This is a genomic window from Xanthobacter sp. 126 (assembly GCF_000526175.1).
GTDB classification, from domain to species: Bacteria; Pseudomonadota; Alphaproteobacteria; order Rhizobiales; family Xanthobacteraceae; genus Xanthobacter; species Xanthobacter aminoxidans.
Genome location: NZ_JAFO01000001.1, coordinates 1,650,982 through 1,663,099 on the forward strand (window position 1 = coordinate 1,650,982; position 12,118 = coordinate 1,663,099).

Below are 12,118 nucleotides of genomic sequence, written 5' to 3' on the forward strand. Positions count from 1 at the left end.
CGGGGATCACGCCCGGCGCGTGGCCGGAGCAACGGGAAGGGCCCGTGACCGGCCGATGGCGAGGATCAGCACCGCGCCGATGAGCGTCGTCCCGGCGAGGAGATAGAGGCCCGCCGCCGGCGAGGCGAAGAACGCCTCCGCCCAGGTCTTCACGTTCGGCGCCACGAAGCCGCCCAGCGCGCCGAGCGAGTTTATGAGAGCGATGCCGCCCGCCGCCGCCACACCGCCGAGATAGTCGGTGGGGAAGGTCCAGAAGATGGGCTGCACGGAGATGAAGCCCGCCGCCGCGAAGCAGAGCGCGATGAGCGCGAGCGCCGGCGAGGTGGTGGCCACCGATGCCGCGATGCCGAGGCCCGACACCGCGAGGATCGCCGCCGCATAGCCGCGCCGGTTGCCGGAGGAGTCCGCCATGCGCGGCAGAATGTAGGCGGCGACCAGCGCGCAAACCCACGGAATGGCCGAGACGAAGCCCACCTGAAGGCCGACCTTGGTGCCGAGCAGGTTCGCCACTTGCGTAGGCAGATAGAAGACGACGCCGTACACGCTCATCTGGATGAGGAAGTAGATGAGCGCGAAGTGTAGCACCTTCATGTTGCGCATGGCGGAGAGCAGATGCGCTGGGCCGTGGGTCGTCTTGTGGGCCTCTTCGGCGGCGAGCACCCGGCCCAGTTCGTCCTTCTCGGCGGCGTTGAGCCACTTGGCGTCGGCGGGCTTGTTGTCGAGATAGAAATAGGCCCACACGCCCACCACGGTGGCGAGCAGCCCTTCCACCATGAACATCCACTGCCAGCCGTGCAGGCCGCCGAGGCCGTGCCAGTCCAGCAGCAGGCCGGACAGCGGCGAGCCGAAGATGAAGGCGAGCGGCGCACCGAAATAGAACAGCCCCATGGCCCGCCCGCGGGCGAAGGAGGGGAACCACAAGGTGAGATAGAAGATCACGCCCGGGAAAAAGCCGGCCTCGGCAGCGCCAAGCAGAACGCGCAGCACGTAGAAGGTGAATTCGTTGTGCGCGAACATCATCGCGGCGGAGATGAGGCCCCAGGTGACCATGATGCGCGCCATCCAGATGCGCGCGCCCACCTTGTGCATGATGATGTTCGAGGGCACTTCCAGCAGCGCGTAGCTGAGAAAGAAGATGGAGGCGCCGAGCGCGAAGGCGGCGTCCGAGATGCCAGTGTCGGCCTGGAACGCCTTCTTGGCGAAGCCCACGTTCGCCCGGTCGAGGAAGGCGAGCACGTACATGAGCAAAAGGAACGGCAGGAGCCGCTTGGTAACCTTGGAAATCGTCGCCTGAAGCGACGCGGACGGGGCGGGCATGAGCCTCTCCATGGGAAACGTTGCCTCCGGCCGTCTCGGGCTCATTCCCGGACGGCTCTTGTCTTGGCACGCCCCAAGGTGGCGGGACGCGCGGGGAGACGGCGGCGTCATGCCGCCAGTAACTCTCGGGCTGCGGTCAATACACCGCGCGGCCGCCGGAGATGTCGAACACCGCGCCGGTGGAAAAGGCGCAGTCTTCGGACGACAGCCAGGTGATGAGCGCGGCCGCCTCGTCCACTTCCAGGAAGCGGCCCATGGGGATCTTCGACAGCATGAAGTCGATGTGCTCCTGCTTCATCTGGTTGAAGATCTCGGTGCGCGCTGCGGCGGGCGTGATGCAGTTCACCAGCACGTTCGACTGCGCCAGTTCCTTGCCCAGCGACTTGGTGAGGCCGATGAGGCCGGCTTTCGACGCCGAATAATGGGAGGCGTTGGGATTGCCTTCCTTGCCGGCAATGGAGGCGACATTGACGATGCGTCCCCAGCCATTCGCAAGCAGGTGGGGCACCACCGCCTTGGAGGTGAGGAAGGGGCCGACCAGGTTCACGTCGACCACCCGCCGCCACACGTCGGTGGCGAGTTCCCACGTCTTGCCATTGCCGCCGGTGATGCCGGCATTGTTGACGAGGATGTCGATCTTGCCGAGCTTCGCCACGACGCTCGCGGCGGCGGCGGTGACGGAGGCTTCGTCGGTCAGTTCCACCGTCTCGGTGGAGACCGTCCCGAATTTGCCAAGTTCAGCCGCGGCCTCGGTGAGGCGGGCGGCGTCGATGTCCCAGAGCGACACCTTGGCGCCGGAGGCGAGCATGCGCTGGGCCGTGGCATAGCCGATGCCACGGGCGCCTCCGGTGATGATGGCCACCCGGCCCTTGAGATCGATGTTGGTCATGGCTCTGTTCCTCAGCCCTGCACGGTGGTCTGGCGCTGCTCGCCGAGGCCCTGGATGCCGAGGCGCATGGTCTGGCCCGGCGTGAGATAGAGCGGAGGCTTCTGCCCGAGGCCGACGCCGGGCGGCGTGCCGGTCGAGATCACATCCCCCGGCTGGAGGCTCATGAACTGGCTGATGTAGCTCACGAGGTGCGCGACACCGAAGATCATGGTGCGGGTGGAGCCGTCCTGGAAGCGCGTGCCATCCACCTCCAGCCACATGTGGAGGTCCTGCGGATCGGCAATCTCGTCGGCGGTGACGAGCCAAGGGCCCATGGGGCCGAAGGTGTCGCAGCCCTTGCCCTTGTCCCACTGCCCACCGCGCTCGATCTGGAATTCGCGCTCGGACACGTCGTTGATCACGCAATAGCCGGCCACGTGGGAGAGGGCATCCTCTTCGCTCACGTACTTCGCAGGCTTGCCGATGACGATGCCCAGCTCCACTTCCCAGTCGGTCTTCTTCGAGCCGCGGGGGATTTCCACGTCGTCATTGGGGCCGACGATGGAGCTAGTGGCCTTCATGAACAGCACCGGCTCGGAGGGCACCGGAAGTCCGCTCTCGGCCGCGTGGTCGGAATAGTTGAGGCCGACGCAGACGAGCTTGCCCACGGAACCCACACAGGCGCCGATGCGGGGATGGCCTTCCACCAGCGGCAGGGTCGCCGGGTCGATGGCCTTCAGGCGCTCGAGGCTTTCGGGAAGGAGGGCGGCGCTGGCGATGTCCGGGACAATGCCGGTGAGGTCGCGCAGGCGGCCTTCCGCATCGATGAGACCAGGGCATTCCTGCCCCGCTGCGCCATGGCGAACGAGCTTCATGTATTTCCTCCCATCGGTCCGCCGTTCGTCCGTTATGGGCCGGACCGGTTCGAGCCAATTCGGGCGGACGCTAGCCGACTGCGCGATAACGGGATAATGAGAAAATCTGTTCAGCCTATTCCATCAGGTTATCGCTATGCGCGACCTCGGACCTGCCGCCCTTCTCTCGCGCCTGCGCTTCAAGCAATTGCGCCTCGTGGACGTTCTTGGACGCACGGGAAATCTTCGCCGCACGGCAGCGGAGCTGAACATGACGCAGCCGGCTGCCACCAAGATCCTGCAGGATCTTGAGGACACGCTTGGGGTGAAGCTGTTCGAGCGCACGCCGCGTGCGATGCTCGCCACCGAGATCGGCAGCCACGTGGTGGACTATGCCCGCCGCGCGCTAACGGATGGCGAGCGCTTCGCCGGCGCCCTCGCCAATCTCAAGCGTGGCGGATATGGCGCGCTGGCGCTCGGTGCCATCATGGCAACCGCGTCCGACCTCCTGCCCCGTGCCATCGCCGAACTGAAGCGCCAGCGGCCGCTCATGACAATCCAGGTGCTCGCCACCACCTCCGATCAGCTGATCGCGGCGCTCGGGCGGGGCGAGTTGGATCTCGTCATCGGCCGCCTGCCCACCAGCGAGGACCGGACGAAGTTCGATTTCGAGCCGCTGTCTATGGAGGATCTGTGGGCGTTTGCGGCGGCTTCGCATCCGCTGGCCGGGCGGCCCCATCTCGACCTCGCCGACATGGGCGATCTGCCCTGGGTGCTCCAGCCGACCCCGAGCCCCATGCGTCGGCTCATCGATACGGCATTCGCCGCGGCGGGCCTCAGGACGCTCGACAATCTCGTGGAGACCTCCTCCATCTTCGCCACGCTCAATCTGGTACGGCACGCGGGCATGGTCTCCATGCTGCCGAGCACAATCGTGGCGCAGGAAGTGGCCGGCGGCGGTTTCGTCCGTCTGCCACTGGAGGTGAGGGGGGAGCTGGAACCCTACGGCATCGTCACGCGAAAGGGAGTGATGATGACGCCGAACGCGGCCGAATTCCTCTCCATCCTCAAGGGCCTCGTCGCGAGGAAAGAGCAGGAGGGCACTGATCCCATTGGCGCAGGTCGAATGCCTCGGGCTCATCTCCTTTCCGGTCAGCGTAACCCCCGCCCAAAATGACGGTAGGTGAGGCTCCGCGCGCTCAGGAAAGACCTGGGCGCCATGGATCCGCGCAGGCTTCCACTCAGGGCCTTCTAGGCTACGGCCCATTGCGCAGCTTGAGATCTGGCTTGTCACCGACCGCATTCGGAACGAGACGGCGCTCCCCGTGGAGGGCGCCCTCCGTCCCGAAGCACACAACGACGCGGTGTTCCCCGCGCAGCACCATCGTCTTCGTGCGCGGCGCGATGGATGGATAAAAGCGCAACTGGGAAATCTCCCCTGCCAGGTCCGGATGGATGGCGACCTGAAACGGATAGTCCCGTTCCAAATGCATCCGGCTGAACTCGCCCTTGCGCCTCATGCTCCGTCTCCCAGCGCGTGGCGGCGCCGGCGGAAGCCGGGCGACGCATCTGCCTGGAGGCGGGACATCTCGTGTTCTAGGTAGACCTGTCCGACGAGCAGAGCACGGATCGTCGCGCGGACATCGCCATCGCATGCCGCCAAGGCCTCGTCTATCTCTGCATCGCTGACGTCAAAAGGGTCTCGCTCGGCGGGCTGAGGCTCGCTCGACATGGGTCGTCTCCGGCGCTGATCTGCGCCTATGGATTTCACGAGAACGAAACTAGGCGGCGGACTCATAACGCATTGATCCAGATGCGGACGGCAGCGAGCTTGAGGGCTGCGAGGAAGTTGACGCGCGGGCCGGGGCGAACGTGAAACTGCTGCGGCCCCTCCAACCGGGGTGCGACATCAACCCATGACGGGGGAAACACCCACCGCAAAGCCTTGGCAGTCCAGAGATTTCAGCCGCACGGCCCCATCGGCGACGGCGAGGCGGACTGGCCCGCCGGGGGGACGGTGATAGAGGTCGCCGTGGGCGGCGAGGAAGGCGGCCTGCTCGTCCTCCGGGGCAAAGGACATGCCGTCGAGGTAATGGTGGCCGTTGCGCTCCACATGGGTGAGGCCCAGGAGGGATACGAGGGCGAGGTCCTGCTGGGTGCTGATGCCGGCCCAGGTGCAAAGGTCTTCTGCGGAAAGGAAAAATCGGCCTTCGCCCAGTGCCGCGTTGCGCTTGGCGATGCGGGCGGCGTTGATGATGGATTTGTAGAAGCCCTTACAGGTCTTGCTGGAAACGCCGTGATATCCCAATGAGATAGCCTTGGGAAAGGCATCCAGAGTGGCGTCCGATTCGTCGATCATCACGGGCTTGAGGACGGCCAAAGCCCCCACCTCCCGCTCCAGCGCGACGGCGCGGCGGATGGGTTGCTCGATATAGAGGGTGGACGCGCAAAGCCTTGAAAGTGCAGGTGTTTCCGACATGCGCCGCCACAGTTCGACGATGCCCTCCACATCCGAATACTGCTCGTTGCCGTCCAAGGTGGCGCGATAGTCGGCAGGGCCGGCATCCAGCACCGCGGCGATGCGGGTGAGGCGGTCGAGATCGGCGGCGATGTCACCGCCCGCCTTCAGCTTGTAGAAGCGGCAGCCGTAGATTTTAACAACATCCTCAAGGGTTTGCGGCAGTCCGTCGGCCAGTCCTTCGAGCGGGTCGGAGGCGGTGAGGGCATCCACCATGCCCACCGTGTGACGCACGCCGATGGTATCATGAGACCGCAAGTTGCCCAGGAATTGGGGGATGTCGAAGCCCTGGAGGTCCTCCGTCAGGCCGGAGCTAACGGTGATACCTGCCACATTGCCCCGGATCATCTGGGAAAAGGACATCCCCAGCGTCCGCCCGGTGGCGTCGAGGATGGCCCGGTCCACCAGTGCCGGACCGTAGGACGCGACCAGCGGATTGAGGCCCAGCGCGGCGCAGCGCGCCTGCTGCTCCCGATAGACCGCCGCGGAGAGGCCGAACGGGGTGTCGGCGGGCAGGCCGGAATAGAGATCCAGTGCAATACCCAGCGCCGTGCGCAGCTGCTCCACATTGTCGTCGTCGGAGAGCGCGGGGTTCTTGTCGAACCATTTGGGCAGAAGGCATTCGGCGGCGATGCCGACCGCGCCGCGCCCGTCCATCGCCTCAATCCGCACCGTCAGTTCGGCCTGCCGGACCTCTCGCAGCGTGGCGACGCCGAAGCGGAACGGCATCCGCAGCTTCGCCGCGCGCTCGCGCAGGTTCGCCTCGGCCAGCCGCACACGCGGCGCCGCGTTCGCTCCCATGATTTTATCCTTTGAATTTAGCTGGTTATTCCACCATGCGCGGGAAGGCGCCGCTGCGGGCGCGGGCCTCCAGCGGCCAGGTCTCGCCCAGGCGCCGTGTGGTCGCCATCACGAAGGAGCCGCAGCTTTCGAGATCCGCCCGGCTCATGCGGTTGGTCGGGGCGGCGAGGCTCACCACGCCCACGCATTCCGGCGCACCTCCGAGCGTGGAGGCAAGGATGGGGGCCGCCACGGCGCCCACGCCCAGCTCGTTCTCCTCATAGCTCAGCGCGAAGCCACGCCGCGCCACCTCCTCCAGCTCCGCCCTTATGTCGGAAATGGAGGTCTTGGAATAAGCGGTGGACGCCTCGATTCCCTGATGCATCAACAGCTTGAGCGCATCGGCAAAGGGCAGGGTCGAGAGCCACGCCTTGCCGGTGGCGTGGGTGTGGAGGCCGATCTCCAGCGTGTAGTTGGGATCGATGCGCAGCGACCTCTTGCTGCCCGCAAAGGATTGCACCCACACGATTCTCTGCCCACCCGGCTCGACGATGGCGAGGCGGACCAGTTCGCCGGTCTCCTCCGCCAGCTGGCGGAGCGCGGCGGAGCACTGGTCCAGCAGACGGCTGGTCTGGAGGTGGCGCAGGCCGAGATTGCTGATGCGGTAGGTGAGGTAATAGCGCTGGGCGCGCTCGTCGCGCCACACCAGCATCTGGGACTCCAGCGTATTCAACAGCTTGGAGACGATGGCCTTGTTGAGGTCCAGGCGCCGCGCGATCTCCGCCAGGGGGAATCCGTCCACGGAATCGGCCAGCATCCCGATGATGTCGAAGGCGCGCTCCACGGAGACGATGGTCTCGTCGATCTTTTCGGGACGGGCCCCGGCCGCAACTTTCGCCATCTCATCTACCCTTCGACGCGCCACGCTTTCACTGATAACGATGTTATCCATGATTTCGAGCATGGCAAGGCCAGATCGGCGCCGAAACAGCGGACTTCCTCTGAAAATACCCGCTTGACTCCGACTTTGGACGAATCTAGCCCTATATATGTGGGTAACGGCGTTACCCAATAAATGAGCAGGCCGGCACCCGAACCCCTCCATGTTCGGGGCGGTTCAGGCCCCGGTTCGGTGCGGTTCACCCCACCGTTCAGGTGCCATTCGAGGCCTGTCAGCAAAAATGGGAGCGGATTCGTGAGTGAACGCCTGACCTTCGACACCGTGCCGGACCTGATCGAGACCGAGGAGCAGCTCGAGGAGCTGGTCTCCCGTCCCACCCAGGGGCTGGTGGACGACTTCGCCACTTTGGACGGGGACATCATCGTTCTGGGTGTCGCCGGCAAGGTCGGCCCCTCCCTCGCCCGCATGGCCAAGCGCGCGGCGCCGGAGAAGCGGGTGATCGGGGTGGCGCGCTTCTCTGAAGCCGGGTTCAAGGAGGAGCTGGAGGGCTTCGGCATCGAGACCATCCGCTGCGACCTGCTGGATCAGGAGGCGGTGGCGCAGCTGCCCAAGGTGAAGAACGTGGTCTACATGGCCGGCAAGAAGTTCGGCACCAATGACGATCCCTCCTTCGCCTGGGCCATGAACACGCTGGTGCCCGCGACCGTCGCCTCGCACTTCCGTGACAGCCGGATCGTCGCCTTCTCCACCCTGTGCGTCTATCCGTTCGGCGTCGTCGCCCATAACGGCTGGGACGAGCGGGTGCAGCCGCGCCCGGTGGGCGACTATGCGAACTCCTGCGTCGGTCGCGAGCGGGCGTTCGAATATGGCTCCCACGTTCATGGCACGCCCGGCCGCCTCGCCCGGCTGAACTATGCCATCGACCTGCGCTACGGCGTGCTGCACGACATCGCCAGCTGGGTCCATCGCGGCGAGCCGATCCCCATCCGCACCGGCCATGCGAGCGTGATCTGGCAGGGGGATTCCAACGCGCAGATCCTGCGCTGCCTGAAGCACTGCACGGTGCCCACCTCGCCCATCAACATCGGCGGGCCGGAGCAGGCGAGCGTTCGGGCGATTGCCCATGCCTTCGGCGAGAAGTTCGGCAAGGCGCCCATCTTCGAGGGCGAAGAGGAGCCGACCGGCTGGATCAACAGCACGTATCAGGCCCAGCGCCTGTTCGGCTATCCCAACGTGCCGCTCGCCCGGATGATCGACTGGGTGGCCCATTGGGTGGAGAAGGGCGGCGCCGTCTATGGCAAGCCCACGCGGTACGAAGTCCGCGACGGCCTGTTCTGAGGGCCGCCGCCATGGTCAGCGAACAGCCTCCTCCCGGCCCCGCCCTCGGCTTTATGGGCTTCTGGGCCGACATCGATGCGGAGTATGAACTCCGCTACCAGGAATGGCACAATTGCGAGCACATGCCGGAGCGGGTGGGGATTCCCGGCTTCATCGAGGGGCGGCGCTATCGCGCCGTCCACGGCAGCCCGCGCTTCTTCATGTGCTACGTGACGACCGGCCCCGAGGTGCTGGGCAGCCCGGCCTATCTTGCCGCGCTGAACCGGCCCACGCCCTGGACCGGCGAAGCCCTCACCCACTTCCGCAACCCGGTGCGCTCGCTCTACCGCAACCATTGCCGGGTCGGGCGTGCGGGGGGCTATGCGCCCTACATCCTCCAGCGCCGGTTCGACCATAAGGCCGATGCCGCGACGCTGGCCGGGATGGTTCGCACGGTCGTGGGCGAGGACACCTCCGGCACGCTGTCCGGCGGGCTCTATGAGGTGGACGAGGCCATTTCCGGCATCATGACGGCCGAGCGCCGCATCTATTCCGGCGGGCCCGGGCGCCAGCAATATCTCTTCACCATCGAAGCCCTCGACCGCGACCAGGCGGAGGCGGCCGGACGCCGTCTGGACGCCCTGATGGCCGAGGGCGCCAGCGAGATCAATCCCGGCCTCTATTGGCTGGAGAACCGCATCCAGTCCGCCGAACTGCGCCGGCCCGTCGCCGCGCCAGTGGCGGCAGCTGCGGACACCCGCATTCCCGAAAGGCTCACCCCATGAAGCTCCTGCGCCATGGCGCGGCCGGCGCCGAGCGGCCCGGCCTCCTCGCCGCCGACGGCACGGTCCGCGACCTCTCCGGTGTCGTTGCTGACATCGACGCCGCCTTCATCGCCGCTCCTGCCCGCCTCGATGCGCTGAAGGCGGTGGACCCGCTCTCCTTGCCCGTGGTGGAGGGGGAGGCGCGCCTCGCGCCGCCCTTCACCGGCATCGGCAAGATCGTGGGGGTGGGCCTCAATTATCACGACCACGCCCGCGAATGCGGCCTGCCCATTCCCGAAGAGCCCATCCTCTTCATGAAGGCCACAACATCGCTCTGCGGCCCCTTTGATGCCATCCGCCTGCCGGAGGGCTCGGAAAAGACCGATTGGGAGGTGGAGCTGGGCGTCGTCATCGGCACCACCGCCCGCAAGGTGTCGGAGGCGGACGCGCTGGCTCATGTCTTCGGCTATTGCATCGCCCATGACGTGTCCGAGCGCGCCCACCAGCTGGAACACGGCGGCCAATGGACCAAGGGCAAGAGCCACGACACCTTCTGCCCCATCGGCCCCTGGCTGGTGACGGCGGACGAGGTGGGCGACCCGCAGGCCCTCGATCTGTGGTGCGCGGTGGATGGCGAGATGCGCCAGAACAGCTCCACCGGAGACATGATCTTCAAGGTGGCGGAGATCGTCTCCTATGTCAGCCGCTTCATGACGCTGGAGCCCGGCGACCTCATCATCACCGGTACGCCGGCGGGGGTGGGGCTGGGGCTGAAGCCGCAGGTCTATCTCGCCCGCGGGCAGGAGGTGCGCCTCGGCATCGCCCGCCTCGGCGAGCAGCGCCAATCCGTGGTCTGAGGAGGCATGCCATGACCGACACCCTTCTCGTCCAGAGCACGCGCGCCAACGTGCTCTCCAAGCTGATGAGCATGGATGCCATCCGCCCGCTCATCCTGGTTGCGGTGATCCTGGTGGGGTGGGATCTGGCGGTGCGCCTGCTGCGCATTCCGCCCTATCTCATCCCCGCGCCGACCCTGGTGATCGAGCAGGTCGTCGCCCAGTGGCCCATGCTGCTGCGCGAGACCATGCCCACCCTATACGCCACGCTGGGCGGCTTCGCCCTGAGCGCGCTGGTGGGCATTCCGCTCGCGATGCTCATCGCCTCCTCGAAGACGGTGGAGAGCTATCTCTATCCCCTCCTCGTCTTCTCCCAGTCGGTGCCGAAGATCGCGGTGGCGCCGTTGTTCGTGGTGTGGTTCGGCTTCGGCGTGCTGCCGAAGATCATCTCCGCCTTCCTGCTCGGGGTGTTCCCCGTGGTGGTTTCCACCGTGCTCGCCTTCAAGAGCGTGGACAAGGAGATGATCGACCTCGCCCGCTCCATGCGCGCCGGGGGCCTGCGCACCTTCATCCGCATCCGCCTGCCCCATGCCTTGCCCGGCATCTTCTCGGGGCTGAAGGTGGCCATCACCCTCGCGGTGGTGGGCGCGGTGGTGGGCGAGTTCGTCGGCTCCAACTCGGGCATCGGCTACGTGCTGCAGGTGGCGAACGGCAATTTCGACCTGCCGCTCATGTTCGCCGCGCTGTTCGTGCTCTCCATGATGGGGGTGATCCTCTTCATGGCGCTCGACGCTATCGAGCATTTCCTCATCCCCTGGCACGCCTCGCGCCGTCCGGACATCAACGGCGGCCCATAAGAGGCTGCGAGCAACAAGAACCAAAGCAAAACCAGAAAAACCGGTGGAGGAAACCATGATCTCGCGCAAGATCTCTCGAAGGACATTCGCCACGCATCTGTTATCCGGCGCGTTCGCCCTCGGCCTAGCCACGGCATCGACGCTGCCGGCGGCCGCGCAGGCGGGCAAGATGCCGGAGAAGACGCCGGACAAGGCGGTGCTGATGCTCAACTGGTACGTCTATGGCGAGCACGCGCCCTTCATCCTCGGCCTCAAGAAGGGCTATTACGCGGAAGAGGGCATCGACCTCGACATTCAGGAAGGCCGCGGCTCCGCAGTGACCATCCAGGCGGTCGGCGCCGGCACGGCGACCTTCGGCCTCGCGGACATCGGCGTGATGATCAAGGCGGTGGCCAAGGGCGCGCCGGTGAAGACGGTGGGCGTGCTGCTCCAGCGCACGCCGGGCGCCGTGGTCGCCCCCGAGGGCAAGATCAACGGCGCCAAGGACCTTCCCGGCAAGACCATCATGTTCACGCCCGGCGATGCCGTGACGCCCATCTGGCCGCTTTACCTCAAGAAGCTCGGCATCCCCGAAGGCGCGGTGAAGATGGTGGCGGCGGACGCTCAGGCCAAACTGAACGCGGTGGTCAACAACCAGGCCGACGGCCTCATCGGCTTCACCACCGAGCAGGGCGCGCGCCTGCCTGATATCATGAACAAGCCGGTGACCATGCTGCGCTACACCGATGCGGGGGTGAACCTCGTGTCCCTCGGCATCGTCGCCAACACCGACACGCTCACCAAGCGCGCCGACATGGTGAAGCGCTTCATGCGCGCCACCACCCGCGCGGTGGAAGAGGCGGAGAAGAACCCCAAGGCCGCCATCGACATCCTCATGGAGGCCTATCCCAAGATCGGCCTGCCGGACGCCCAGCTGCGCAGCCTGCAATATTCGCAGGCGCTCTACCGCGCCTCCGACGACAAGAGCACCCGCCCCTTCCGCATGAACCCGGCGCTGATGGACGAGAGCCTCGAGATCCTCACCCAGTACGGCGGCCTCGACCCCTCCGCGCGCAGCAAGGCGCAGGATTACTTCACGCTGGAGTTCCTTCCGTGAGCGCTGTTCT

Annotated in this window: 13 protein-coding genes; 6 read left to right on the top strand and 7 right to left on the bottom strand. The window is 66.1% G+C overall.

What is annotated here, in order from left to right; all coding sequences use genetic code 11:
• Positions 1-6 precede the first annotated feature (6 nt).
• The 3 genes from XAN126_RS0107850 to XAN126_RS0107860 all read right to left on the bottom strand — a co-directional run bounded on the left by XAN126_RS0107850 (position 7) and on the right by XAN126_RS0107860 (position 3,060).
• Complete coding sequence (locus XAN126_RS0107850; protein WP_029876877.1) at positions 7-1,317, bottom strand: MFS transporter; 1,311 nt, start codon at positions 1,315-1,317, stop codon at positions 7-9.
• A 136-nt stretch (positions 1,318-1,453) separates the two neighbouring features.
• On the bottom strand, positions 1,454-2,206 hold the full coding sequence (locus XAN126_RS0107855) for an SDR family NAD(P)-dependent oxidoreductase (protein WP_024278044.1): 753 nt from the start codon (positions 2,204-2,206) through the stop codon (positions 1,454-1,456).
• Positions 2,207-2,217: 11 nt separating this feature from the next.
• Positions 2,218-3,060 (bottom strand): fumarylacetoacetate hydrolase family protein, encoded by an 843-nt coding sequence (locus tag XAN126_RS0107860; RefSeq protein ID WP_024278045.1) that lies wholly within the window; start codon positions 3,058-3,060, stop codon positions 2,218-2,220.
• A 136-nt stretch (positions 3,061-3,196) separates the two neighbouring features.
• On the opposite strand from XAN126_RS0107860, the gene XAN126_RS0107865 reads away from it, so the two are divergent.
• Positions 3,197-4,216: a LysR family transcriptional regulator gene (locus XAN126_RS0107865; protein WP_024278046.1), complete on the top strand. Its 1,020-nt coding sequence runs from the start codon at positions 3,197-3,199 to the stop codon at positions 4,214-4,216.
• A 79-nt stretch (positions 4,217-4,295) separates the two neighbouring features.
• Here XAN126_RS0107865 and XAN126_RS0107870 read toward each other — a convergent pair whose 3' ends face one another.
• The 4 genes from XAN126_RS0107870 to XAN126_RS0107885 form a co-directional block, all read right to left on the bottom strand.
• Complete coding sequence (locus XAN126_RS0107870; protein WP_024278047.1) at positions 4,296-4,559, bottom strand: hypothetical protein; 264 nt, start codon at positions 4,557-4,559, stop codon at positions 4,296-4,298.
• Positions 4,556-4,771 carry a hypothetical protein gene (locus XAN126_RS26110; RefSeq protein WP_024278048.1) on the bottom strand — a complete coding sequence of 72 codons (216 nt, stop codon included), beginning with the start codon at positions 4,769-4,771 and terminating at the stop codon, positions 4,556-4,558. Before XAN126_RS26110 ends, XAN126_RS0107870 begins: the two co-directional genes overlap by 4 nt.
• 177 nt (positions 4,772-4,948) lie before the next feature.
• Positions 4,949-6,358, bottom strand: coding sequence for a hypothetical protein (locus tag XAN126_RS0107880; RefSeq protein ID WP_024278049.1), 1,410 nt, complete (start codon positions 6,356-6,358; stop codon positions 4,949-4,951).
• Between the two features lie 25 nt (positions 6,359-6,383).
• A complete protein-coding gene (locus tag XAN126_RS0107885) occupies positions 6,384-7,238 on the bottom strand; it encodes an IclR family transcriptional regulator (RefSeq protein WP_024278050.1) in 855 nt (284 codons plus the stop codon).
• A 294-nt stretch (positions 7,239-7,532) separates the two neighbouring features.
• Here XAN126_RS0107885 and XAN126_RS0107890 point away from each other — a divergent pair, with 294 nt between their 5' ends.
• From XAN126_RS0107890 to XAN126_RS0107910, 5 genes are read left to right on the top strand one after another with little or no spacing between them, the layout of a single operon-like run.
• The gene (locus XAN126_RS0107890; RefSeq protein WP_245272231.1) at positions 7,533-8,576 is read left to right on the top strand and encodes an NAD(P)-dependent oxidoreductase; all 1,044 of its coding nucleotides are present in this window, start codon (positions 7,533-7,535) and stop codon (positions 8,574-8,576) included.
• 11 nt (positions 8,577-8,587) lie between these two features.
• Positions 8,588-9,340, top strand: a complete 753-nt coding sequence (locus tag XAN126_RS26960) for a DUF4286 family protein (RefSeq protein ID WP_155982254.1) — start codon at positions 8,588-8,590, stop codon at positions 9,338-9,340.
• The gene (locus XAN126_RS0107900; protein WP_024278053.1) at positions 9,337-10,176 is read left to right on the top strand and encodes a fumarylacetoacetate hydrolase family protein; all 840 of its coding nucleotides are present in this window, start codon (positions 9,337-9,339) and stop codon (positions 10,174-10,176) included. Before XAN126_RS26960 ends, XAN126_RS0107900 begins: the two co-directional genes overlap by 4 nt.
• 11 nt (positions 10,177-10,187) lie before the next feature.
• Positions 10,188-11,012 (top strand): ABC transporter permease, encoded by an 825-nt coding sequence (locus XAN126_RS0107905; protein WP_051460563.1) that lies wholly within the window; start codon positions 10,188-10,190, stop codon positions 11,010-11,012.
• 55 nt (positions 11,013-11,067) lie between these two features.
• A complete protein-coding gene (locus XAN126_RS0107910) occupies positions 11,068-12,108 on the top strand; it encodes an ABC transporter substrate-binding protein (protein ID WP_081762813.1) in 1,041 nt (346 codons plus the stop codon).
• The last annotated feature ends 10 nt before the right edge of the window (positions 12,109-12,118 follow it).